At 70.6% G+C, this 24,220-nt stretch carries 24 protein-coding genes; 7 read left to right on the plus strand and 17 right to left on the minus strand.

Annotated elements, in window-relative coordinates; all coding sequences use genetic code 11:
- Positions 1–657 carry a hypothetical protein gene (locus R4P08_RS10480; protein WP_317813759.1) on the plus strand — a complete coding sequence of 219 codons (657 nt, stop codon included), beginning with the start codon at positions 1–3 and terminating at the stop codon, positions 655–657.
- Here the strand turns inward: R4P08_RS10480 and R4P08_RS10485 are convergent.
- Both R4P08_RS10485 and R4P08_RS10490 read right to left on the minus strand, forming a co-directional pair.
- Positions 602–1,891: an FUSC family protein gene (locus R4P08_RS10485; protein WP_317813761.1), complete on the minus strand. Its 1,290-nt coding sequence runs from the start codon at positions 1,889–1,891 to the stop codon at positions 602–604. The two genes, R4P08_RS10480 and R4P08_RS10485, sit on opposite strands and share 56 nt — an antisense overlap.
- On the minus strand, positions 1,848–2,264 hold the full coding sequence (locus R4P08_RS10490) for a DUF3151 domain-containing protein (protein ID WP_317813762.1): 417 nt from the start codon (positions 2,262–2,264) through the stop codon (positions 1,848–1,850). Before R4P08_RS10490 ends, R4P08_RS10485 begins: the two co-directional genes overlap by 44 nt.
- A 253-nt stretch (positions 2,265–2,517) precedes the next feature.
- Between R4P08_RS10490 and R4P08_RS10495 the strand changes: the two genes are divergently transcribed.
- The 3 genes from R4P08_RS10495 to R4P08_RS10505 all read left to right on the plus strand — a co-directional run bounded on the left by R4P08_RS10495 (position 2,518) and on the right by R4P08_RS10505 (position 6,430).
- Positions 2,518–3,939: an NAD(P)/FAD-dependent oxidoreductase gene (locus tag R4P08_RS10495; RefSeq protein WP_317813763.1), complete on the plus strand. Its 1,422-nt coding sequence runs from the start codon at positions 2,518–2,520 to the stop codon at positions 3,937–3,939.
- Between the two features lie 107 nt (positions 3,940–4,046).
- Positions 4,047–5,750: an alkaline phosphatase D family protein gene (locus R4P08_RS10500; RefSeq protein WP_317813764.1), complete on the plus strand. Its 1,704-nt coding sequence runs from the start codon at positions 4,047–4,049 to the stop codon at positions 5,748–5,750.
- Between the two features lie 110 nt (positions 5,751–5,860).
- A complete protein-coding gene (locus R4P08_RS10505; RefSeq protein WP_317813765.1) occupies positions 5,861–6,430 on the plus strand; it encodes a hypothetical protein in 570 nt (189 codons plus the stop codon).
- 115 nt (positions 6,431–6,545) lie between these two features.
- On the opposite strand, the gene fbaA is transcribed toward R4P08_RS10505, so the two are convergent.
- A complete protein-coding gene (gene fbaA, locus R4P08_RS10510; protein ID WP_317813766.1) occupies positions 6,546–7,589 on the minus strand; it encodes a class II fructose-bisphosphate aldolase in 1,044 nt (347 codons plus the stop codon).
- Between the two features lie 192 nt (positions 7,590–7,781).
- On the opposite strand from fbaA, the gene R4P08_RS10515 reads away from it, so the two are divergent.
- Positions 7,782–8,417, plus strand: a complete 636-nt coding sequence (locus R4P08_RS10515; protein ID WP_317813825.1) for a DedA family protein — start codon at positions 7,782–7,784, stop codon at positions 8,415–8,417.
- A 34-nt stretch (positions 8,418–8,451) separates the two neighbouring features.
- Here R4P08_RS10515 and R4P08_RS10520 read toward each other — a convergent pair whose 3' ends face one another.
- The 11 genes from R4P08_RS10520 to R4P08_RS10570 form a co-directional block, all read right to left on the minus strand.
- Positions 8,452–8,643, minus strand: a complete 192-nt coding sequence (locus tag R4P08_RS10520; RefSeq protein WP_317813767.1) for a hypothetical protein — start codon at positions 8,641–8,643, stop codon at positions 8,452–8,454.
- Complete coding sequence (locus R4P08_RS10525) at positions 8,640–8,846, minus strand: helix-turn-helix transcriptional regulator (RefSeq protein ID WP_317813768.1); 207 nt, start codon at positions 8,844–8,846, stop codon at positions 8,640–8,642. The genes R4P08_RS10520 and R4P08_RS10525 overlap by 4 nt, the downstream gene beginning before the upstream one ends.
- Positions 8,846–9,325, minus strand: a complete 480-nt coding sequence (locus R4P08_RS10530; RefSeq protein WP_317813769.1) for a DUF2975 domain-containing protein — start codon at positions 9,323–9,325, stop codon at positions 8,846–8,848. The genes R4P08_RS10525 and R4P08_RS10530 overlap by 1 nt, the downstream gene beginning before the upstream one ends.
- 84 nt (positions 9,326–9,409) lie before the next feature.
- On the minus strand, positions 9,410–10,405 hold the full coding sequence (locus R4P08_RS10535; protein ID WP_317813770.1) for an MsnO8 family LLM class oxidoreductase: 996 nt from the start codon (positions 10,403–10,405) through the stop codon (positions 9,410–9,412).
- Positions 10,406–10,495: 90 nt separating this feature from the next.
- Positions 10,496–11,155, minus strand: coding sequence for an RNA methyltransferase (locus tag R4P08_RS10540; RefSeq protein ID WP_317813827.1), 660 nt, complete (start codon positions 11,153–11,155; stop codon positions 10,496–10,498).
- A gap of 92 nt (positions 11,156–11,247) precedes the next feature.
- Positions 11,248–12,060: an SDR family oxidoreductase gene (locus tag R4P08_RS10545; RefSeq protein ID WP_317813772.1), complete on the minus strand. Its 813-nt coding sequence runs from the start codon at positions 12,058–12,060 to the stop codon at positions 11,248–11,250.
- Complete coding sequence (locus tag R4P08_RS10550) at positions 12,057–12,842, minus strand: lysoplasmalogenase family protein (protein WP_317813773.1); 786 nt, start codon at positions 12,840–12,842, stop codon at positions 12,057–12,059. The genes R4P08_RS10545 and R4P08_RS10550 overlap by 4 nt, the downstream gene beginning before the upstream one ends.
- Positions 12,843–12,844: 2 nt before the next feature.
- On the minus strand, positions 12,845–13,402 hold the full coding sequence (pyrE, locus tag R4P08_RS10555) for an orotate phosphoribosyltransferase (RefSeq protein WP_317813774.1): 558 nt from the start codon (positions 13,400–13,402) through the stop codon (positions 12,845–12,847).
- Positions 13,403–13,549: 147 nt separating this feature from the next.
- Positions 13,550–14,371, minus strand: coding sequence for a hypothetical protein (locus R4P08_RS10560; RefSeq protein ID WP_317813775.1), 822 nt, complete (start codon positions 14,369–14,371; stop codon positions 13,550–13,552).
- Positions 14,372–14,401: 30 nt separating this feature from the next.
- Complete coding sequence (locus R4P08_RS10565) at positions 14,402–15,139, minus strand: hypothetical protein (RefSeq protein WP_317813776.1); 738 nt, start codon at positions 15,137–15,139, stop codon at positions 14,402–14,404.
- Positions 15,140–15,227: 88 nt separating this feature from the next.
- Positions 15,228–15,953: a hypothetical protein gene (locus R4P08_RS10570; protein ID WP_317813778.1), complete on the minus strand. Its 726-nt coding sequence runs from the start codon at positions 15,951–15,953 to the stop codon at positions 15,228–15,230.
- A gap of 465 nt (positions 15,954–16,418) precedes the next feature.
- On the opposite strand from R4P08_RS10570, the gene R4P08_RS10575 reads away from it, so the two are divergent.
- Entirely contained in the window at positions 16,419–17,996 is a 1,578-nt protein-coding gene (locus tag R4P08_RS10575; RefSeq protein WP_317813779.1) for a hypothetical protein, read from the plus strand.
- Between the two features lie 67 nt (positions 17,997–18,063).
- On the opposite strand, the gene R4P08_RS10580 is transcribed toward R4P08_RS10575, so the two are convergent.
- Both R4P08_RS10580 and R4P08_RS10585 read right to left on the minus strand, forming a co-directional pair.
- The gene (locus R4P08_RS10580) at positions 18,064–20,238 is read right to left on the minus strand and encodes a hypothetical protein (protein WP_317813780.1); all 2,175 of its coding nucleotides are present in this window, start codon (positions 20,236–20,238) and stop codon (positions 18,064–18,066) included.
- Between the two features lie 72 nt (positions 20,239–20,310).
- The gene (locus R4P08_RS10585; protein ID WP_317813781.1) at positions 20,311–21,195 is read right to left on the minus strand and encodes a sulfurtransferase; all 885 of its coding nucleotides are present in this window, start codon (positions 21,193–21,195) and stop codon (positions 20,311–20,313) included.
- A 53-nt stretch (positions 21,196–21,248) separates the two neighbouring features.
- Between R4P08_RS10585 and R4P08_RS10590 the strand changes: the two genes are divergently transcribed.
- Entirely contained in the window at positions 21,249–21,563 is a 315-nt protein-coding gene (locus R4P08_RS10590) for a PIN domain nuclease (RefSeq protein WP_317813782.1), read from the plus strand.
- Between the two features lie 54 nt (positions 21,564–21,617).
- Here the strand turns inward: R4P08_RS10590 and clpB are convergent, their stop codons facing one another.
- A complete protein-coding gene (gene clpB, locus R4P08_RS10595) occupies positions 21,618–24,170 on the minus strand; it encodes an ATP-dependent chaperone ClpB (protein ID WP_317813783.1) in 2,553 nt (850 codons plus the stop codon).
- Between the last annotated feature and the right edge of the window lie 50 nt (positions 24,171–24,220).

The raw sequence follows: 24,220 nt of genomic DNA on the forward strand, positions 1-24,220 counted from the left end.
ATGATCGTCATCCGCTGCGGCTCGGCTCCGGTGCCCACCGTCCTGGTGGAGCAGACTCGAATGGAATGCAGCGAGATCCCCACCACGGAGGAGATCAACCGGGCACTCACCGGGGTCGGCACCCGGAGGCGGGTCCTGCTCTGTGGCACGGACGCCGGACTGGCCGCCCTGCTCACGCGACTGATGCGCACCGAGAACCTGGACGTGGAGGTCGCGTACATCGCCGAGGATCCCACCCCGGTGACCCGCGCATATGACCTACCCACCGGCTCGGCCGCGGCCAAACTCGCGGTGCGCGGCGAGGCCCGCGAGGTGCCGCTCGTCCGCGACGAGACCGGAACCGTCCTGGTTGGCGAAGCGACTGTCACGGGCCCCGAGGGCGCACCGCTGGTGGGCGAGGCCTACGCCGACGACGAGCGGGTCTTCTCCGGGGAGATCCGCACCCTCACGGTCCGCCCGACCCCCGCGATGCCCGGGGTCCGCGCCACCGCCGCGCGACCCCGCCGGATGCTCAGGCGGTCGTGGCTACCGGCCCGGGCGGTCCAGCTGGGGACCGAGGCGGGGGTCATCACCCGCGACGGCGTGACCGGCCGACGAGCGGTCAAGAGGACGACCTTTTATCGTCATACCGAGCCATGGAGGCTCGTGTCGCCCTGAGCGGCGGAATCCCCGGCGCCGGCCGATCGGGCGGCTCGGGCAACTCCTCCAGCAGCTCCGGCTCCACCGCCGGCGTGGACACGGTGGGCGGCAGCGTCGCCAGCGCCGAGATCTTGCTCAGACCCGCCACCTGCATCATGTCCACCAGGATCGACCGGATCTGGGCCAACATCACGATCTCGGCCAGGCCCGACCCCGACACCAGTTCCCGCTTGGCGCGGGACGCCACCGCGCGCAGCGCCCGGTGCACCGCGGCGTCGGTGGGGGCGTCGGGGTCCGCGGCCATGCGCTGCGTGAGCAACTCGAGCGCCTCGGCCAGCCCGCCGATCAGCGAACTCAGCACCGGCGGGACGTCCACCTGGTCGTCGACCGCCACGATCGCCCGGCGGGCCAGCACCCGGATGTTGCGGATGCCGTTGTCCAGCGGATTGAGCACACCCGTGAGCTCGATCTCCTCCGGGCGGCGCCGCCGGTAGAACGGCGAGATCCGCACCAGCTCGCGGGCCCCCGCGAGCTGCTCCGAGATCGCGTCGATCGCCGGCTGCGTACCGCGGGCCTCCTGCAGGGCGGATCGGATGAGGTCCGAGTCCCGCATCTCCAGTCCGTCGGAGACCTCGGCCAGCACCGACGACGCCACCCCCAGCAGGGACGCCGCCTCGCGTCGGGCGCGGCGCAGCGGGTGGACGGGCATGAGCGCCATCGCGGTCAACGCCACCACGCCGCCCACGGCCGCGTCGAGCATCCGTTCGTAGCCGCCCACGCTGCCCGGCGGCAGGATGGTGGCCACGAGGATCGCCGACGAGGCCGCCTGGGTGCCGACTATCGCGCCGCGGTCCACGAACACCGCCGCCGACATGGCCAGGACCACCACCACGGCGATCTGCCACGGACCGGAGCCGATCTGCCTGATCAGCAGGTCGCCCAGCCCCACCCCCACCACGACCCCGAGCACCAGCTCGATCCCGCGACGGACGCGGCGCCCCATGCCGGTTCCCAGCGCGATGGCGGCGGCGATGGGTGCGAAGAAGGGGGCGCTGTGCCGCAGCACGTCGTGCGCGAGGAACCAGGCCAGCCCCGCGGCCAGACCGCACTGCAGGATCGGCAGGAAGGCATAGCCGAGCCGCCGGGCCCGCGTCCTGAGCGGAACCGGCAGCGCGGCGTAGACGCCTAGTGCGCGGGCGTCGAGTCGGTCACGCCAGGCCGAGAGGCGCGGCGGCGTGCGGGTCTGACTCATTGAGCAGGTCCAGACAACGGATGTACTCCTCTTCCTCACCGATCGACTGCGCGGCGCGGGCCAGGGCGGCCACGCTCCGCAGGAAGCCGCGGTTGGGGACGTGGTCGTACGGCACCGGACCGAAGCCCTTCCAACCGTGACGGCGGAGCTGGTCCAGGCCGCGGTGGTAGCCGGTGCGGGCGAACGCGTACGCGGTCACCGCGTCGCCGGAGTCGAGCGCGCGCTCGGCGAGCTCCGCCCAGCCGATCGAGGCGGCCGGGTGTGAGGCCGCCACGGTGCGGGGGTCCTCACCGGCGGCGAGGGCGTCCTCCGCCTCCGGATCGCCGGTGAGACGGGTGGGCGGGGGGCCGAGGAGATCTCCGAACTGGGTCATGACGGCCATTGTCCACTAGTTGGCTCCACCCCTGCCACGGAGGGCATTTGCTAAGGTGAAAGGCATGCGGCGCCCCGCCTGGGGTGCCGTTCTCACGTTGCGGCGGGTCGGGAAGAGACCGCCGCTCCGGGGTCGAATCGCGGACCCGGTGTCGAGGCCCAGAACGCGGATTCACGTGCCCGCGTCGGAGGTGCCTCCACCGGTTGGTCTGACGAGCAACGAAGTGAGGCCGACAACGGCCGGGAGGACATCTGTGTCTAGACAGCGAATCGCGATCATCGGAGCCGGACCGAGCGGCATGGCCGCTCTGCGCGCCTTCGACTCAGCGCAACGAGCCGGGGCCGAGATCCCCGAGATCGTCACCTACGAGAAGCAGGACGACTGGGGTGGCCAGTGGAACTTCGACTGGCGCTCGGGCACGGACAGGTACGGCGAGTCGGTGCACTCCTCCATGTACCGCAACCTGTGGTCCAACGGCCCGAAGGAAGCCCTGGAGTTCGCCGAGTACACCTTCGACGAGCACTTCGCCCGACCGATCTCCTCCTACCCGCCCCGCGCGGCCCTGTGGGACTACATCGACGGCCGGGTGCGCAAGTCCGGCCTCAAGGACGAGGTCCAGTTCTCCACCGCGGTCCGCTGGGTCGACTACGACCGCGACCAGGACAATTTCACCGTCACGGTGGAGAACCTGCGCTCCGGTACGACCTCCTCCTCCGAGTTCGACAGGATCATCGTGGCCACCGGCCACTTCAGCTTCCCCAACGTCCCGGAGTTCGAGGGGATCGAGACCTTCCCGGGTTCGGTGCAGCACGCCCACGATTTCCGCGGGGCCGAGAACCTGGCGGACAAGCGCGTGCTGCTGATCGGCGCCTCGTACTCCGCCGAGGACATCGGGGTGCAGGCCTACAAGATGGGCGCCCGGTCGGTGACCATCTCCTACCGCACCGGCGCCATGGGCTACGACTGGCCGGACGGGATGGAGGAGCTGCCTCTCGTCGACCACTTCGAGGGCGGGACCGTGCGCTTCTCCGACGGTGATACCCGCGAGTTCGACGCGGTGATCCTGTGCACCGGTTACCTGCACAAGTATCCGTTCCTCCCCGCGGAGCTGGCCCTGCGGTCCCCCAACAACATCTATCCCGCCGACCTGTACCGCGGAGTGGTGTGGCAGGAGAACCCCGGGGTCTTCTACCTGGGCGCCCAGGATCAGTGGTTCACGTTCAACATGTTCGACGCCCAGGCCTGGTACGTCCGCGACCTGATCCTCGGCCGGACCCCGCTGCCCTCCGCCGAGCAGCGGGCCGCCCACATGCGCACGTGGCGCGATCGCTTCCAGGAACTGGGCGGGGACGCGGATGACGTGCGCTTCCAGGCCGACTACGTCAGGGACCTGATCGACGCGACGGACTACCCGATGTTCGACCTCGACGAGGTCGTGCGGATCTTCCTGGCCTGGAAGGGCGAGAAGTACGAGAACATCCTGACCTACCGTGACAAGTCGTATCGGTCCGTCCTGACCGGCACCGTCGCCTCCACGCACCACACCCCGTGGCTCCGGGAGTTGGACGACTCCCTCGAGCGATATCTCTCCACGCCGGCGAAGTCCGAGCTGGAAGCGATCCTCGACGGGACCGATCCCTCGGCGGAGAGGCTCGCGACGGACACACCGGGATGATGACGCGCGGTGGATCACGCGCAGTTTGAATTCACACGGTTGAACAGCCGGTGACCACTGGCGCGCTTTCGCCTCCTTCCCACCTGGGAACCCGTCAAACTGGGCAGATGACTGTGTCCTCCTCCCCCGAACCCGCCCGCGCCCCCGCCGGCGTCGACCGCCGCACCCTGCTCAGGGCGGGCGCGCTCGCCGGCGCGGCGGCCGGCACCAGTGCTCTGGCCGGCCGGGCCACGGTGGCCTCCGCTGCCGCAGGACCGGGCGGGGGCGGGGCGGACGGCGTCTTCCGGCACGGCGTCGCGTCCGGCGACCCGATGGCCGACCGCGTCATCCTGTGGACGCGGGTCACGCCCTCCCCGGAGGCTGCTCCCGGCTCGGGTCTGGGCGCCCCCGTCGTCGTCAGCTGGGAGGTCGCCCTCGACCCCGGCTTCGCGAGCATCGTCCGGTCCGGGTCGCTCGTCACCGACGCCGGCCGCGACCACACCGCCAAGCTCGACTGCACCGGCCTGGCGCCCGACCGCTGGTACCACTACCGCTTCCGGGCCCTCGGGCAGATCTCGCGCACCGGCCGCACGCGCACCGCCCCCGCCGACGGCGTGCTCGCGTCGACCGGCCGCTGGCGCGTCGGGGTGGTGTCCTGCTCCAACTGGGAGGCCGGGTACTTCTCCGGCTACCGCCACCTCGAAGCCCGCGGGGACCTCGACGCGATCATCGAGCTGGGCGACTACATCTACGAGTACGGCCGCGGTGAGTACGCCGGCAAGTCCGGCACGGTCCGCCCGCACGATCCGCCGCACGAGATCGTCTCGCTGGCCGACTACCGCACCCGCCTGGCGCAGTACCGCACCGACCCTGACCTGCAGTCTCTGCACGCGCACGTGCCGTGGATCTGCACGTGGGACGACCACGAGGTGGCCAACGACTCGTGGGCCGACGGCGCCGAGAACCACCAGCCGCACGAGGGGTCGTACGCCGACCGCAAGGCGGCCAGTGCGCAGGCCTACTTCGAGTGGATGCCGGTCCGGCCCGATTCCCTGCGCGACGGCGGGCACCTCTACCGTCGCCTGCGCTGGGGGTCGCTGGCCGAGCTGAGCATGCTCGACCTGCGCTCCTATCGCACCGAGGCGCCGGACAGGTTCGACGGCCGCGCGGTCGACACCACGGGCACGATGACCGGCGCCGAGCAGTTCGACTGGTTGGCCCGCGGCCTGAGCTCGTCGACCGCCCGCTGGAACGTCATCGGCAACTCGGTGATGATCACGCCCGTGCTCCTGCCGCCGCTCGAGCCGCGTACCACCGCCGCGCTGACCGAACTGCTGGGCGTCCCGCGCGAGGGCATCACCTACAACCCCGACCAGTGGGACGGCTACGCCGGGGAGCGCCGCCGCCTGCTCGACGTGATCCGCGGCGCCGGAGGACGCAACACCGTCTTCCTCACCGGCGACATCCACACCTCGTGGGCCTGCGAGGTCCCGGTCGAGCCGGCCGACTACCCCGGCGCGGGCGTCGGCGCGGTCGAGTTCGTCACCCCGTCGATCACCAGCAACAACATCGACGACATGATCACTCTCCCCGAGGGCAACGGACTCTCGCTCACCGCGCAGGGGGCGCTCACCGGGCTCAACCGGCACGTGCGCTGGGTGGATCTGGACCGCCACGGCTTCGCGGTGCTCGAGTTCACGGAAGACTTCGCGCACGCCGACTACTGGGCCGTGGTCTCACGCGAGGACCCTGCCAGCGGCGCGTACCCCATGGCCAGCTGGCGCGTGCGTCACGGCACCGATCAGCTGGAGCCCGCCGGCCTGCTGCCCTGACCGGCGGGTCCCCGCGTGAGCGGCTGCTGCGCTGTACCCGGCCGAGTCCGCTACGGTGGCGGGTCGATGCGCCCCGTCCGGGGCCGCGACGCAGGTACCGGGAGTGATGGATGACGACGACGAGCCAGCAGCCGCCCACAGGTGACCCCGAACCCGGGGGCCCGACAAGCGCTGGCCGGCGGGACGGCCGTCAGGGCGGTCCCCGGGGCGGTCTCCGCGGGGCGCTCATCGCCGCGGTTGTCGTGGTCGTCGTGATGCTCGCCGCACTGGCCTGGATCTTCGCGGCCGGGCCGATGTCGTCGTCGGCCCGAACCGAGCGTGCGGTCGAGCAGACCTTGCGTGCCATGACCGACTCCGAATCCTTCTCAGAGTTCAACACCCATCTCTGCGCTGCCAACCGGGTGCCGCAGGACCTGGTCGACTCGATCACCGCCTCCGGTGCGCAGACCGGCGCCGACCTGGACGCGATGCTCCGCGAGTCGATCGCCGGGTCGTTCCCGCAGGACCTGAAGGTCACCGGGGTCGACGTCGAGGGCGATGCCGCGACCGCCACCGTGGAATCGGAATCCGGAGACGGCGAGCCCGAGCAGGTGCGGATGCTCGACGAGGACGGCGCCTGGAAGGTGTGCGAGACCGGGGTCGGCATGGGCGCGGTCCCGCAGACCGATCAGCCCGGCTGAGGCCGGCGAACTCAGACGCAGACGCGCCAGCGGCGCCCCTCCTCGAAGGAGAGACGCCGCTGGTGTCGCTTGGCTGAGGCCGGCCCGTCCTGACCTTCCGGGTGACGGTGCCGACTCAGGCGGAGGCGCCCTTGGACTTGCCCGCCGACTTGAGGTCGTTGCATGCCTCCACGACCCGCTCGGACATGGCCTGCTCAGCCTTCTTGAGGTACGAGCGCGGGTCGTAGAACTTCTTGTTGCCCACGTCGCCGTCGACCTTGAGCACGCCGTCGTAGTTGGCGAACATCTGCCCCGCGATCGGGCGGGTGAACGCGTACTGGGTGTCGGTGTCGACGTTCATCTTGATGACGCCGTAGGTCAGCGCCTCCTCGATCTCGCTCTTGGCCGAGCCCGAGCCGCCGTGGAAGACGAAGTCGAACGGCAGGTCGCCCTGGTTCAGGCCGAGCTTCTCCACCGCGACCTCCTGGCCCATCTTGAGCACCTCGGGGCGTAGCTTGACGTTGCCCGGCTTGTAGACGCCGTGGACGTTGCCGAAGGTGGCCGCGAGCAGGTAACGCTGCCCGGTGTTGCCGGCGCCGAGCGCATCGATGGTGGCCTCGAAGTCCTCACGGGAGGTGTAGAGCTTCTCGTTGATCTCGTTCTCGACACCGTCCTCCTCGCCGCCGACGACGCCGATCTCGATCTCGAGGATCTGCTTGGCGTTGGCGGTCTTCTCGAGCAGTTCCGCGGCGATCTCGAGGTTGCGGTCGAGCGGGGTGGCCGAGCCGTCCCACATGTGCGACTGGAACAGCGGGTTCTTCCCGGCGTCGACGCGCTCCTGGGAGATCTGGATGAGCGGGCGCACGAAGGTGTCCAGCTTGTCCTCGGGGCAGTGGTCGGTGTGCAGCGCGACCAGGATGTCGTACTTCTCAGCGACGATGTGCGCGAACTCGGCGAGTGCGACCGCGCCGGTCACCATGTCCTTGACGTTCAGGCCCGAGCCGAACTCGGCGCCACCGGTGGAGAACTGGATGATGCCGTCCGACCCGGCGTCGGCGAAGCCCTTGATGGCCGCGTTGATGGTCTCCGAGGAGGTGCAGTTGATCGCCGGGTAGGCGAAACCCTCCGTGCGGGCCCGATCGAGCATGTCCTTGTACTGCTCCGGGGTGGCGATAGGCATTGAGGATCCTCCAGTTGTCGACGCTGAGACTTCCCCCATCCTACGAGGTACCCGGTGGTCGCGGGCCCCACCCGGATCGACGGGGGCCCGGCTTCAGCCGATTCCCAGGAGGAGACGGTTAGCATTCCCGTCGTGAACACCCATCTGTTGGCCGAACAGGCCCAGCACGTCCTGGCTCTCGGCCCCGGATTCATGGACCCGGAGTTCTGGTTGTCCGGCGACGGTCCGTTCGGCAACGCGATCCTCCCGGCCCTGCTCGCCGTCGTCTTCATCGAGTCCGGTCTGCTGTTCCCGTTCCTGCCCGGTGACTCACTGCTGTTCACCGCGGGCCTGCTCACCCAGCAGTCCAGCCCCTTCGCCCCGCTGTGGGTGGTCCTGGCGACGGCTCCGATCGCGGCGTTCCTCGGCGATCAGGTGGGGTACTTCATCGGCAACAAGTGGGGCCACCACCTACGGGAACGGCCCGACGGGCGGATCTTCAAGCAGGCCTACATCAGGGAGGCCCACGAGTTCTTTGAGAAGTGGGGACCGGCCACGATCATCCTGTGCCGCTTCGTGCCGATCGTGCGGACGTACGCGCCGCTGGTCGCCGGCATGGCCGGGATGCGCTACCGCGTGTTCGTCTCGTTCAACGCCGTGGGCGCTGTGCTGTGGGCCGCGGGCGTGACGGCGCTGGGCGCGTGGCTGGGGCAGTTCGACTTCATCAAGGAGCACATCGACCTGATCCTCATCGGGATCGTGTTGGTCTCGGTCCTGCCGATGCTCATCACCGCGGGCCCCAAGCTCATCGCCCGCGTCCGCAACGGGCCGGCGACTCCCGCCGCCTGACCGCGGATCTCGGGCAGCCGTCCCGACCGCCCTGTCAGCTGCCGCCCTGCCAGCTGCCGTCCTGCCAGCGCAGTGCGGCGACGGTCGCGCCGATCACCACGATCACCCCGATCCCCTGCAGTCCCGGGGAGTCGTCCGCGCCGCCGTAGACGATGGCCGCTCCGCCCACACCCAGCGCGAGCAGCGTCGCGATCAACGCCACGAGGAACCGCACCGCGTTCCTCATTCGTCCACCCACTCCAGCAGGTCGCCGGGTTGGCAGTCGAGCACCCGGCACATCGCCTCGAGCGTGCTGAACCGCACGGCCTTCGCGCGCCCGTTCTTCAGCACCGCCACGTTCGCGGGGGTCAGTCCCACCCGCTCCGCGAACTCACCGACGCTCATCTTGCGCCTGGCGAGTTCCACGTCGATCCGCACGACGATCGGCATCAGACCACCGTGTCCATCTCGGAGCGCAGGCTGGTCGCCTGCCGGAGCAGCGCGCGCATGACCACCATGAGCAGTGCCGCGACAGTGATGATGACGACGACGAGGAAGAGCAGCAGCGGCAGTCCGGGATCGTCCGCATTGATGCCCACGAGCACCAGGACCAGCACCAGCATCGCCCACGCGGCGACGATCGCCCCCAGGATCACGTCGACCCACACCAGCGATGCCTCGGTGAAGATGCGGTCGGACTCGACCAGCGAAAGCAGCTTCCAGGTGGCCACCACCACCACCTGGATGCACACCACCCAGTAGATCGACACCGCCGTCAGCGGCCACCGCAGGTGCGCGGCATCCGGGGAGGACTCGGCCATGTGGGCGAACTGCCCCGGCAGCGACATCACCTGGAACAGGACCAGCACCGCGAACAGCACGACCAGGAACACTCGGAGCGGCAGGACCGCCCGCCTTTCGATTGCCATGGATCGAGTATCGACCTCAAACTATCGAAAAGCAATAGACAGCCGCGGCTCTGGCCGGCCCGGTGCGCCCGCCCGGCGAGCCGACTACCCGGGGAGCAGTTCCGCGAGCGCCGAGTCGGCCCGGGCGAGGTCGTCGCGGTCGTACGTCGAAGTGGATGCCATGATCTCGCTGGCCCCTGTGCGTCCGGCGAGGTCAGCGAGTTCTCCGGCGACCCGCTCGGCGTCGCCGTGGACGGTTCCGGCTATCCACTCGTCCATCCGCCGGAGCTGCTGTGGACGCAGGGTCATGGCCCGGATCTCCTGACGCGACCGCAGCGGCCCGAACGCCCCGGTGCTCCGCGACTCGGCCATCGCCCACGCCTCCGGCAGCAGCAGCTCCCTCGCCGCCGCGGTCGAGTCGGCGATCATCACCTCCAGGCTCACCACCACATAGGGCTCCGGCGCCGCCGCACTCGGCTGGAACTGCTCGCGGTAGCGGTCCAGCGGCGCCGGGTCGGCCAGGAGTCGTGGGCCGCCGACGACCACCGGCAGGCCGGCCCGCGCCGCGACCTCCAGGCCTCGACCTGTGGCGAGCACGAACAGCGGGGGCGGGGTCTGGACGACCGGCAGCGCGGTGACGGGACCTCGGCCGTGCAGGAAGTCCTGGACGGCGGTGATGTCGCGGGCGAAGGCCTCGGTGTCGTACTCGGCGACGCCGAGCGCCTCGCGGACCGGCGCGGTGAACCCGAGGGACCGGCCCACCCCGAGGTCGATACGACCCGGGTGCAGAGCCTCGAGCATGGCGAACTGCCCGGCGACCACCAGCGGCCGGTGATTGGGGAGCATCACGCCCCCGGAGCCGAGTCGGATGCGCTGCGTGCGCGCCGCGGCGGCGGCCAGCAGCAGGGGCGGGCTCCCGCTCGCGATGCCGGGAACGGCGTGGTGTTCTGCCGTCCAGAAGCGGTGGAAGCCCAGCGCGTCGGCGTGCTCGGCGCGTCGCAGGGTGGCCTCGAGCGCGTCGGCGTGGGGCTCGCCGTGGCGGGTGCGGGTCCGGTCCAACAGGGAGAACCGGAGGGTGTCCGGCAGGTCGGTGGGGGCCACCGCCCCACCGTAGCGCCGCCCCACCGTAGCGCCGTAGCGCCGTAGCGCCGTAGCGCCGAAGGTCCGTAGCCCCGTAGCGCCGTAGCGCCGTCAGTCCCGGGGTGGCCCCGCGTGCTCGCGGATCCACGAGTGCATCGCGATCCCGGCCGCCACGCCCGCGTTGATCGACCTGGTCGAGCCGAACTGGGCGATCGACACGGTTTTCGCGGCCCGCCGTCGGGCGTCGTCGCTGACCCCGGGCCCCTCCTGGCCGAAGAGCAGCACGCAGTCGTGTGGGAGCCGGACGGTCTCGAGCGGCTCGGCGCCGGGGAGATTGTCGACGGCGACGACCGGCAGCCCCTCGGACTCGGCCCAGTCCATCAGAGCGGCCACGTCCTCGTGGTGACGCAGATGCTGGTAGCGGTCGGTGACCATCGCTCCGCGCCGGTTCCAGCGCCGCCGCCCCACGATGTGCACCTCCGCCGCCAGGAAGGCGTTGGCGGTGCGCACGACCGTGCCGATGTTGGCGTCGTGACCGAAGTTCTCGATGGCCACGTGGAACGGGTGACGGTGGGTGTCGAGGTCTGCCACGATCGCCTCGCGGCGCCAGTAGCGGTACCGGTCGACCACGTTACGTCGGTCGCCGGCGTCGAGGAGGTCGGGATCCCAGTGCTCGCCCGTCGGCCGCGGCTCGCCGGGGTGCTCGACGCCCCAGGGCCCGACGCCGACGAGCCCGTCGCCCCACTCGGTCGGCCCGGCCGCCGGATCCATCGCCTCGGCCCCGGCGACGCCCGTGGGCCGCGCGGTGGGGTCGGCGCCGGGACCGGAACCGGGCGCGGGACGATCGCCGGCAGCGGCTCCGCTCACGAGGTCAGGCGCTTGTTGGACAGTCGAATCAATCGTCCCGGCGCGACCTGCGAGGCCAAGTACATGGCCTTGGCCTGCCGGCCGACCGGGCGGTGGACCTCGCGCCCCAGGACGCCGCGGATCCGGCCGAGCAGGCCGGCCGGGGCGCGTTGTGTCTGCTGAGCCAGGTCGAGGACCTCCTCGGCCACGTCTCCCTCGGTCAGGCTCACGCCCATGTTCCGCATCCCGGCGGTGTTCACGCCCTCGAGCATCCCGGTGCCCACGTACAGCGGCCACACCGAGCACACGCGGATGCCCTGCGGTCCCCACTCCAGGTCCAGCGCCTCGGTGATGCCGCGGACGGCGAACTTGGTCGCCGAGTACACGGCCATCTCGGCCTGGCCGTAGATCGCCGACGCCGAGCAGAGGTTGATCAGCGTCGGAGCGGACGCCTTCTGCAGGTACGGATACGCCGCGCGACAGCCGTAGAGGACGCCCTTGACATTGACGTCGACCAGCGCCGAGTCCCGGGCGTAGCTCGCGTCCATGAACGGCGTGCCGTAGAGCAGCCCCGCGTTGTTGACCAGGACGTCCAGTGCGCCTCCCGAGCGGGACGTCAACTCCGCCAGAGCCGCCTCCCATGCGGCCGGGTCGGTGACGTCCAACGACCCGGTGACAAAGCGGTCATCGCCTCGCGCCCACTCGCAGGGCTCCAGGTCGTAGGCCCCGACCAGGTACCCGGCGTCGGCGAACCGACGTGCGGTGGCCTCGCCGATCCCGCGGCCGGCGCCGGTGATCAGGACGGACCGCGACCCGCTCGCCCCGCTCATGAGACTCGCCCGGCCGTGCGCGCAGCGGCGGCCGTGCCCGTGAGCAGCAGCAACGCCGCGGTGGCGTAAGTGTCGATCACACCGACATCCAGCGCCCGCGCGAGCACAGACCCGCCCTCGGTCTTGCGTCGGACCAGGATGAGCGCGTCGCTCAACAGGAACACCGGTCCGGCCACCGCCAGCACCGAGGCCGCGGGGCCGTTGCGACGGTCGACCGAGGTCGCCAGGGCGGACAACGCGGCCAGCAACCCGCCGTACGCGGCCAGCGGCGCGTTGGAGCGGTCCTCGGCCAGCAGCACCGCGCCCGCGGAGCCGGCGATCACCCCGTGGAGTGCCACCTGCAGCGGTTTGAACCGCAATCCCGACCGGAGCATCAGACCCCCCAGGGCCAGGTGCCCCACCCCGAACGCGGCAGCCCCCGAGACGAGCCGCGTCGAGGAGCGGCCGGCATGACCCTCACCGAGCATGAGGATCACGTCGCCGGTCGTGTACGCAGCGCCCGTGGCCGCGAGCAGGGCGGTGTCGACCGGCGAGAGTCGACCCTCCCGCAAGCCTCCATCACGCAGCGCGATCGCCAGCGCGGCCGGCACGATCAACGGCTTGCACAGCTTCTCCAGTGCGCCGAAGTCGACAGCCTTGGCGACCTCCGTGCCCGCTGCGGCGGCGAGGAACGCGGGCCCCTCCGGCCTAGCGACGTCCGTGAGCGCGAGCACCCGCTCCTTGAGCGCCTGCGTCAGGCCGGTGGGGAAAGTCCTCGTCGTCGTCGTGCTGGTTGTCCTCATGATCACTCCAGTCCCAGATCGGTCAGGCTGAGCAGGGCCCGGTACTCCACGCCCTCGGCGCGGATCACGTCATCGGCGCCGGTGGCGCGGTCCACCACGGTCGCCACGCCCACCACCTCGGCGCCCGCCTCGCGCAGGGCGGTCACCGCGGTGAGCGGCGAGTTGCCGGTGGTGGTGGTGTCCTCGACGACGAGGACCCGCCGACCCACGATGTCCGGGCCCTCGATCCGGCGCTGCATCCCGTGCTTCTTGGCCTCCTTGCGGACCACGAACGCGTCGATGGGCCGACCGGGCGCATGCATGATCGCCGTGGCGACCGGGTCCGCCCCGAGTGTGAGCCCACCGACCGCGTCGAAGTCCCAGTCCGCGGTGAGCTCGCGCAGCAGCCGCCCGATGAGCGGGGCCGCCTCGTGGTGCAGGGTCGCTCGGCGCAGGTCGACGTAGTAGTCCGCCTCGCGGCCGGAGGAGAGGGTCACGCGGCCGTGGACAACGGCGAGCTCGGCGACCAGCTCGGCGAGTCGTGCGCGGGCGGCCGCATCGGCGGTGGTGGGGGCGGACATGGGACTCCTCGTATCGCCTGGCGGCGAGTTCGACGGCGGCTGCGGTGACGCTGTCGACTCTAGACGCGGACCACGACGGTCGAGGACGGCCCGGTCGCCTCGAGCAACCGACCCGTCCTCGTCCGACACGTGCGAGAGAGGTTCTCGCTAGGGATCCAGGGGATCCCCGCCGTCCACGATCGGGGGCCCTTCGTCGACCGGGGGCTCCGGATCGACGGGGGCGGCCCCGCTGCTCCCCAGCGACCCCAGCGAACCGCTGGCGAGGGTGCCCTCCTCCTCGGGGATGACGACCGGGGGCGGCCAGCCCTCCTCGAACGCCGACCAGGCGTAGAGCTGACCGGCACCCTGGGCGCCGGCGGAGTTGGTGGAGTTGGCACAGATGGTGAAGAACCCGATCTTGTCCTCACCCCTGGGCTGGGTGGCGGCCGGCCCGAGCGTGATCGTCCGCGTGGTATTCGCGCCGTTCGCCAACGCGAACGCAGTGGTGGTGCCGAACAGCCCGTCGACCTTCGACTTGGTGTTCGCCGCGGAGATCTGGGACCGGAGCTGTACGGCGTCTCCGGCGATCGCCCCCAGGCTGCCCTGGGGGAGGAACTGCTCCAGGGGCCAGAGCGGCATCGTGATGGTCGAGCCCGAGGCCGTGATGCTCACCATCTCGGCCTTGACGTTCTGGAATCGCTCGTAGTACTCCGCCGACATCTCGACGACGGGCGCGCTGGCGACCGAACCACCGAAGCGGTTGGCGGTGTCAGGGGTCGGCGTCTCGCAGTAGACGGTGAACCCGAGGTTGTTGGTCATGGTCACCGTGACGGTTCCGGTGGCGCGGTCGACGTTGACCACGTCGACATCCATTCCCGCGTTGTTGACGATGACGGTCCCCTGCGCGTTGACGAGGCCGGCTCCGCCCAGGGTGAGGACGGCGCCCGCCGTCGCGACGGCGAGGCCCTTGAGGGCTCTAGAGGTGGACATGAGACTCCTTGAAGTGTTGGTCTACGGGATTCACGAACCGAGGGAGCCCGAGCTGAGGCTGCCGGTGCTTTCAGGTTCAGGAGCCGGGTCGGGGTCCTCGATGTTCTCGAGGCCGGTGTAGAGATACCAGTCGTTTGTCTCCGTGTTCCGGCACATGAACACGGCCGCGGCGCGCCACTGACCGCGGTCCCCCGTCGATGACGGCCCGAGCTGAGCCGCATAGTCGACCATCTGCCCGGCCGGAACGGTGAACTGCAGCGCGTTGCCGACCCTCGGGTCTCCGGCCCGACCGGCCACGCGGGCCTCGTTGTGGGCGGTGCGGGTAGCGGTCTCGGCCGACCCGATGGCGCTGCCGCTCGGGAAGACGTCGTAGAGCGAGCCGAGGGAGACCAGATCGCCGTTGGCGTTGGTGTCCGACGGGCCGGTGAAGACGTTGGTGCGGTAGTACTCGCGAACCTCGGCGGCGGCGGCGGCCGTGGTGACCTGGCCGTAGCCCAGCGCGGTGTTCTGCCCGCTGATGGTGAACTGCGGGACCTCGCACCGGAATCCGGCGTCGGTGGTGTTCTGAATGGTCCCGGTCACCTGGGTGGGGGTCTCCCCCTTGTCGGCCACGGTGACCACGAGCGAGGTGTCGTCGACCTTGACGACGTATCCCCCGAAGCCTCCGCCGGGAACCTGTGCGGACACCGGCGTCGCCCCGGCCACGAGAGCTAACGCGGCGGCGGCCGCGACGGCTCCGCGTGTCGCGGCGGTGGTGGTTGAGTTCATGTCTTCATTACTCCTGTCATTCCGGCTCCCCGAGGGACCGGTCGCGTTCTGTTGCGTTGGATGCGGACGCACTGTCGACGGACTTCGCTCAGCTGCCCAGGCCGGCGCCGGCGAGGCTGCCCGTCGATCCCTCTGTTCCGTAGACCGGTTTCACCTCACCCTCGTAGGCGTGGAAGGCGTAGCGCTGGCCGCCGACCGCACAGGTCATGAAGACCCCGGTCTGGAAATCCGCACGGGGGCCCTCCACGGCGTGCTCGAGACGCACCACCTGCGTGAAGGCCTGGGTCGCCGGGATGGAGATGTTCGTTCCCGCCACGCCGTAGTGGCCGGCGAGCCGGGCCTTCTCGAGCGCGTCCCCGTTCGCCGACAACGCGGCCCACTCGGGGTTGATGAACTCCCCTGCGCTGCCGAGCTGGGTCTGCACGGACCCGATCGGGATCGTCTGGGCACCTCCCGCCGCAGAGGGAAGGTTGAGGGTGAGGTCGGCGAGCTGGGACTGCGGGTACCGGCTGTAGAAGTCGACCGACCTGGCCACCACCTCGGCGGTGGTGACGGTGGCCGCCGGGCCGTTGTTGAGACCGGTGCAGCTGAGCGTCGAGGCCGTGTTGTTCTGCATGACCACGCGGACGGTCCCGGTGGCGAGATCCACCGGGTCCACCGCGAGCTGGATGCGGGTGTCATCGACGGGATAGATCGTCGTACGCGGGTTGTTGCCGGGGATCTGGGCGCCGGCGGTCGGTGCCGCGGCGACGACGAAAGCCGCGGCCAGGCCGAGAGACGCGACCCTGACTGACGGGTGCAACGAGCGTGCCATTGGGTGAACTCCTTAAACATAGGCTGAGAACTGGGGGGGATCCGCACCACGCTTCGGCGGCGTGCCGGCCAGTCCCATCCCGAAGTTGTAGACCCGTCCAGTGTGACATGGCCCACACGCCGATTACGGAGGACTTATTGTCTCATTTCAATAACATCATAAGGAGATATTTCACTTAGTTACCAACTGCAACTCCCGTCACGGCGCGATCGATCCGTGAGAGACCGCGCTTACCTGCGCATAGAGACGGTTGGACAGCGGGGGTTGCCGTCCCCGAACTGGACACACCATTCTTTTCGACCCCTCACCCACTGGATTGGCCGAGTGGTTTATGTCACACTTCTAGCGTCATACCCTTCGCTCAGCACACGCACAGGCGGCCGAAGGCCCTTTCCGGGGCCGCCGACCGGGACTCCACGGGCACGTTCGTGATCCGGCCGAGACCCCTAAAGATAAGGATTCTCTATGTTTTTCACACGCGCATTGGCGGTGATGGCCGGCGCCGCGTTACCACTCGCCACCACCCTGGCGCTCGCCCCTTCCGCGACCGCACAGACCGAGCCTCCCGCTCCGGTGACCGAGACCGCCTCGCTCACCTACACCTGCACCCAGTCCAGTCCGAACAACATCGGCGGGGCCGCCACCTGGACCAACGCGGTCACGGTCACCTACCCGGAGACCGTCGCGCCGGGCGAGATCTTCGACGTCTCGATCCAGCCGGGCCAGATGCAGACGGGTCACCGCGCCGGCCGGATCACCTACGACATCCAGCTGCCGTCCAACGTGACCAACCTCACCCACACGCTCGCGGGTGGCCAGACGGGATTCACGGCCGGCACCGCCGCGATCACCCGCGTGAACCCGACCACCAAGGTCACCGCCGCCGACCAGAACGCCCTCCGGATCTGGGGCGGTACCTCCGCCAAGTTCGGCAGCTCGACCGGTACCTCGGTCAACTCCGGACTCCAGGTCCAGGCGGCCAACACCCCCTTCCGCCTCCCCAAGGTCGACTTCACCATGCGTGCGCCGTTGACGCCGGGGGCCGAGGTGGTCTTCGGACTCCCCGGAGCAGGCGCGGTCTCTCCGGGCACGGCGGCAACCGCCCAGTTCCAGTACGTCCGTCACACGGCTGCGACGGGCAACGGAACGCAGGTCGAGTGCGCGGTCAGTGACAACGCGGCCCGCCTCGCGGTGACCACCGTCGCGGACGTCGCACCGAACGTGCTCGACTCGACGACCAACATCGTCGGCGGCGACCAGACCGCCGACTCATCCCTCCCTGTCACGCTCCAGGCCCAGGTCGCGGCCCCGTACGCGACCGCAGCTGAGATCACGCAGGGGTCGGTCACCTTCCGGGATCAGGCGACCAACCTGGTCATCGGTACAGCCAGCCCGAACGCCCAGGGCTTCGCCACCATCCAGCACACGTTCCCGCGCATCCCGGACGGTGAGCCCGACCAGCCCCGGACAGTCATCGCCGAGTACTTGGGGGTGACGGGGAACATCAGCCCGAGCCAGGACACCATCGTCCTCACCCTCACGGACAAGCCCACGGTGTTCTGGAACACGAACTTCACCGTCCGCGCCGACGTCGGCCAGCTCGGCGCGGAGTCGCTGCCGGTCAACGTCACGGCCACCTTTGTCCGACCCGGGCTCAACTTCCCCGCGGGCACCCTGGTCCAGCTCTACCGCGACGCACTGCCCGTCGGCGAACCCGTCTCGATGCCGGCGACCGGGACCTCGATCGCCTTCCCGACCGACCAGATCGAGCGCGCCGACCGGACGGGCACCCACCGGTACACCGTCGAATTGGTGACGATCTGGTTCGACTACAACGACTGGAAGGGGTCCACCCAGAACCCGGCCGTGGTCGTGGTCGCGGGAACGGTAGGCGAGACCGTCGCCCCCCAGCCCGAAACCGGTTCGCTCGATCTCGGGTCCCTCACCAACCCGGTCATCTCGAGCCTGACCGACCTGGTCGGCTACGACGTCGCCCCGCTGTCGAGCCCTACCGTCACCGGGCTGCTGAGCTCCGCCAGCTGACCCCATCCCGCAGAGCCGAGGACCCGTCCGCGCAGGCTGCGCGGACGGGTCCTCGGCTCTGGCCGGGTCAGTCCCGGATGTCCGGCGGGAGCTGGATGCGGGTCGTCGTCTCGACGTCCGGCTCGGCGCCGGGGCGCTCGCGGCCGACGTCCGTCGCGGTTGACTCGTCGGTCGCGTCCACCTCGTCCGGGTCCTCCGCCGCCCGCCGGTGCCGACCGCTGCCGGCCCGCGGGGGCTCCGGTGTCACGTCGGGCCGCAGCCAGACGGGAGTCTCCTCCGGCGCCGGCTGGGAGTGCCGGCCGCCCGACCCGGTGTCCAGGTCCGAGCCGCCGTCGATGCGGGCGGCGTCAAAGCGCTCGACCTCGGTGCGGATCTCATCCTCGTCATCCTCCGAGCCGAGCGGCTTGATGCCGGCCCCGCCCGTGGTAACGCCGGCGGCGAGCGGCGGGACCGAGGCGTCCTCGGGGTAGGCGTGCCCGGCGCCGCGGGTGGGCCGGGACAGCGGCGGCCGAGACGCCAGGTGATCGGCCGCGACGTCGCCGCGCTCGGGCACGGGGCCGGAGGGCTCCATGATCTCGCCGAAGGGATCGGGTTCCTCGGGCAGAGGCGCCTCGACAGTCGGCTCCGCAGCTGACTGCTCGTCACCACCGGGGGCCTCATCGGTGGCGGGGTGGTCGGTAGCGGGATCGCCGGTGGCGGGATCGTGGGTCTGGTCGCCGCGGTCGGCCACCACCGAAACGTCCGAGAGATCACGCACGCCCGTGCGGTCGGGAACCAGACGGAGGTGGCCCGCCCGCCGCGACTCAGGCTCGGGAGCCGAGGAGTCGGCCGGCTCTGAGCTCGCGGTGCCCGGGTCGAGGTCCTCACCGCTCGGCGCTTCGTGCTCTGTTGCTTCGTGCTCTGTTGCTTCGTGCTCCGTGTCGTCCTGCGCCCGGTCCTCCCGATGCGGAGCAGTGCGCGCGGGGGTGCCGGCCGCGGCCGCACCGGTGCCGACCTCACCGCCCATCCCCACCGTGGGATCGGCCTCGGGGCCGGCGGCCGCGCCGGGCGACCCGGGGTCGATCTCGGCGGGGAGCGCGCGGGCCCGGCCACCGATCGGCGGGAACGGGGCCAGCACATCCGCCGCGGCGTGGAGTGCCATCACCACATCGTCCCAGGTCGAGGGGTTGTTCACCCCGTCCACGGTGGCGGCCAGCCACTCGCCCTCGGCCCAGACGCGGCGCACGTCGGCGGGCACGTCGCGGACGGCGTCGGCCAGGCGCTCGCGGTCGATCAGGTCGAGCCGCCCGTAGTCCGAGGTCCGCGCCTCCAGCGCCGCCACCTCACCGGCGTCGTGGAAGCCGGGCTCGGCGTCGACATCGGGGCGGCTGAGGTCCAGCACCACGTCCGAGGCGGTGTCGCGGCGCAGCGCCAGGACCGTGCGCCCGCCGGTGACGCCCATGATCGCGCGGCGACCCCGGAACATCCCGTGCGAGACCGTGCCCAGAGCGCTCAGCCCGCCGGCGAAGTCCCCGTGCCGGAACTCCGGCGCCGGGGTGGGGGTCGGCTCGAACTCACGGTCCTCCAGCCAGCGCACCACGGGCGAACCGGCGAGAGGATCGGTAGGGGCGGCCTCCGGCGTCGCCTCGGGGAGGCGCCCGGTCTGGCGGCGGGCGGGCAGGAACGCGCGCACCCGGTCGAGCAGACGCGGGGACGGCTCGGCGGTGGGCTCAGCAGGATCGACGGCGGCGGCGTCGGTGGCAGCTCGATCGACCACGGCAGGGTCGACTGCAACCGGGTCAGTGACAGCAGGGTCCGTGAAAGCCGGGTCGGCGGCAGCGGATTCGACCGCAACAGCGGAATCCGCGGTAGCCGCGTCGTCGACGACGGGATCGACCTCGGCCTGATCGGATGCGTCAGCGTCCCCGGATTCGGCTCCTGCCGCGGGACGGGCGCCGTGGGCGTGCCGATCGGCGTCCGGCTGCGGCTGGTCGGAAGTGCGAGCTGCCTGCTGGAACGGCGCGAGCTGCGGAGTCCCGGGCTCCTGGCGCTGCGCGCCCGGGGCGTCGTCGACCTCGTCCGCCGGCGCGGCGACGGGCGGGACCTCGTCGTCGTCGCCGGTCCCGCCCTTCTCCCCCGACGGGCCGACACCTACCGCCGGGGGTGTCTCACGCCCGGAGCCGCGCTGCCTCGAGTCGAGACGGAGGAGGACGAGCGCCGCCGCGAGCAGCACGAGAGCCAGGAGGAACCAGAACAGGACCATATCCACCGAGGATAGTCAGCGGCGGCGGGGTTCCCCGCCAGGCACCGCGGCGCTGTGCGGACCTGGAGGGATCTAGCGGGGGGACTCGCCGATCGCGATGGGCCGCTTGCGATCCGCCGACCACTGCGACCACGACCCCGGGAACAGCCGCCCCGCCTCGAGCCCCGCCACCTCCATGGCCGCGAGGGCGTGGCAGGAGTGGATCCCGGATCCGCAGTACACCACCGTGTCCTGGCCGCTGGTCACCCCGATGTCGGCCAGCATCTGCCGGATCCGCTCGGCGGGAAGGAACCGACCGCGGTCGTCGAGGAAGGACGCGGTGGGCAGGTTGATGGCACCGGGGATGTGGCCGGCCCGCGAGTCCATCGGCTCGGTGCGGCCGGCGTAGCGCTCGGGGCTGCGGACGTCCATCAGCACGCCCCGGGCGGGGCTGGCCTCGGTCTCGTCGATGTCGGCCGTGCGCATGTGATCGAGCTCGAAGGTGAAGTCGCCGCGCTCGACCGGGTTGCCCGGCCCCACCGCCAGGTCCTCGCCCTCGGCGATCCACGCCTTGAGGCCCCCGTCGAGCAGGAACACGTTCTCCTTGCCCGCCCAGCGCATCAGCCACCAGGCGCGGGCGGCGGAGGTGTTGCCCAGGTCGTCGTAGATCACCACGCGGTCGTCGTTGTTGACCCCGGCGCGGCGCAGCGACGTCTCGAAGTCCTCGGGCGAGGGCAACGGGTGGCGGCCCTCCCGCACGTTGCGCTGACCCGCGAGGTCGGAGGACAGGTCGATGTACTGCGCGCCGGGGATGTGGCCCGAGTAGTAGTGCTCCCGGCCGCGGGTATCGCCGAGCTGCCAGCGCACGTCCAGGATGACGGGGGTGGGCAGGTTTGCGACGTCGCTGATGAGCTCACGCGCCGTGACGAGGAGGGGACTGACCTTGGTGGCGGGGGCGGGGGCGGGTTCTCTGGTCACGTGGCAAGGATAGTCCGTACGACGACGAGGTGGTCCCCACGGAAGATCGGGCGGTGACCAGACCGACCGAACAACCTCGGCACAGGGGCGGCGGGCGACGCCGGTCGCCCCATCGCGGACCTGGTCCCCCAGGCGGAAAGCTGCAGCTGCCCGGCGGCTTCTCCGATGCGGTTCTCGCCGCGGGGCTGGTGGAGCTGACCGTATCGGCAGCCCACGTGGCTGCCGTCGACACCACGGCTCTTCCGCACCGGGACCCGTTCGACCACATGCTCGTGGCGCAGGCTCGCGTCGAGAGGCTGCAATTTGTCACGGCAGACGCCGCGATCCTCCCCGCCGGACTCCCGTTCGTCATCGACGCTCGGGAGTAGCGAAGCGGGCCCGGCCACCACGGGGGTGATCGGGCCCGTTCGGTACTAGACGGATCAGTTCAGGCTGAGCGACTCCCCGTCCTCGGCGAGCGCGACCCGGACGGTGTCGCCGTCCCGGACGTCGCCGCCGAGCAGGGCCCGGGCGAGCTTGTCGCCGATCGCCTGCTGGACCAGCCTGCGCAGCGGACGCGCGCCGTAGGCCGGGTCGTAACCGCGGCGGGCGAGCCACCCCTTGGCCGCGTCGTCGACCTCCAGGACCAGTCGCCGCCCCTTGAGTCGCCGCGCGAGCTCGTCGATCTGGATGTCGACGATGTGCTCGAGCTGCTCCTCGCTGAGCGGGTCGAACATCACCACGTCATCGAGCCGGTTGATGAACTCCGGCTTGAAGGCGCGCTTGACCGCGTCCATCATCTGCTCCCGCGAACCGCCCGCGCCCAGGTTCGAGGTGAGCACGAGGATCGTGTTGCGGAAGTCGACGGTGCGCCCCTGACCGTCGGTGAGGCGACCGTCGTCGAGCACCTGCAGCAGGATGTCGAAGACGTCCGGGTGGGCCTTCTCGACCTCGTCGAGCAGGACGATCGTGTACGGACGCCGGCGCACCGCCTCGGTGAGCTGGCCGCCGGCCTCGTAGCCGACGTACCCGGGAGGGGCACCGACCAGCCGCGCAACGCTGTGCTTCTCCGAGTACTCGCTCATGTCGATGCGGACCATGGCCCGTTCGTCGTCGAACAGGAACTCCGCGAGCGCCTTGGCCAGCTCCGTCTTGCCCACGCCCGTCGGGCCGAGGAAGAGGAAGGAGCCGGTGGGCCGGTTGGGGTCGGCGACCCCGGCCCGCGCGCGCCGGACCGCGTCGGAGACCGCCTGAACGGCGTCGCGCTGGCCGACGACCCGCCTGGCGATGTCGTCCTCCATGCGGAGCAGCTTCTCGGTCTCGCCCTGGAGCATCTTGCCCACGGGGATCCCGGTCCACGCGGAGACCACCTCGGCGACGTCCTCCGGCCCGACCTCCTCCTTGAGCATGGCGTTCGAGGCGACGTCGCTCTCCTCGGCCACGGCGAGCTGCTTCTCCAGCTCGGGCATCCGGCCGTAGCGGATCTCGGCGACCCGCGCGTAGTCGCCGTCACGCTCGGCCTTCTCGGACTCGGTGCGCAGCGCTTCGAGTTCCTCCTTGACCCTCTGCACGCCCTGGATGGCGGTCTTCTCGTTCTGCCACCGGGCGGTGAGCTCGGCCAGCTTCTCCTTGGAATCCGCGAGCTCGGCCTGGAGCGCGAGCAGCCGGTCCTTGGACGCGGCGTCGGTCTCCTTCTGCAGCGCCACCTCCTCGATCTCGAGGCGGCGCACGATGCGCTCCGCGGCGTCGATCTCCTCCGGCCGGGAGTCGATCTCCATCTTGAGCCGGCTCGCGGACTCGTCGACCAGGTCGATGGCCTTGTCGGGGAGGAACCGCTGGGTGATGTAGCGATCGGAGAGGGTGGCCGCGGCGACCAGCGCGGAGTCGGTGATGCGCACGCCGTGGTGCACCTCGTACCGCTCCTTGAGCCCGCGCAGGATGCCGACCGTGTCCTCCACGCTCGGCTCCCCCACGTAGACCTGCTGGAAGCGGCGCTCCAGCGCGGCGTCCTTCTCGATGTACTTGCGGTACTCGTCCAGCGTCGTGGCGCCGACCAGGCGCAGCTCACCGCGGGCGAGCATCGGCTTGATCATGTTTCCCGCGTCCATCGAACCCTCACCGGACGCGCCGGCGCCGACGATGGTGTGGACCTCGTCGATGAAGGTGATGATCTGCCCCTCGGAGGCCGTGATCTCGTCGAGCACGGCCTTGAGCCGCTCCTCGAACTCGCCGCGGTACTTGGCACCCGCGACCATGGACCCGAGGTCCAGCGAGAGGAGGGTCTTGCCCTTGAGCGACTCCGGGACGTCGCCGTCGACGATCCGCCGGGCCAGCCCCTCGACGATGGCGGTCTTGCCGACGCCGGGCTCGCCGATCAGGACAGGGTTGTTCTTGGTGCGCCGGGACAGCACCTGCACCACGCGCCGGATCTCCGAATCGCGGCCGATGACGGGGTCGATCTTGCCCTCGCGGGCCCGCGCTGTGAGATCCGTGGAGTACTTCTCGAGCGCCTGGTACTGGTCCTCGGGGTTGTCCGTGGTCACGCGGGTGGTACCGCGGACCGCCGTGAAGGCCTGCTTGAGGGTGTCCTCGGTGGCACCGAGCTCGGTCATCAACTTGGCCGCGTCGCCACCGGCGTGGCCCGCGGCGATGCCGACCAGGACGTGCTCGGTCGAGACGTAGGAGTCCCCCATCTCCGAGGCGAGGGTCTGGGAGTAGCTGATGACGGCGAGGGCGTCGCGGTTGAAGTTGGGGGCGGCCAGTCCCGAGCCGGATGCGCTGGGGTAACTCGCGGTGAGGTTCTTGGCCTGGGTGAGCGCCAGCTGCGGGTCGATCCCGCACGCCTGGAGCAGGGGCCCCGCGATCCCGTCCTGCTGCTCGAGCAATGCCACCAGCAGGTGCCCCGGACGGACATCCGGGTTCCCCGCCGCGGAGGCGGCTTGGACGGCGGCTGACAGGGCCGCCTGGGTCTTGGTCGTGGGGTTGAACTGGCTCATCGACCGATCCTTTCGCTGACGTGATGTTGAGCGTATTTGAGTCAATACTC

Source organism: Rhodococcus sp. IEGM 1408, assembly GCF_033142235.1.
In the GTDB taxonomy this organism is placed as follows: Bacteria; Actinomycetota; Actinomycetes; order Mycobacteriales; family Mycobacteriaceae; genus Dietzia.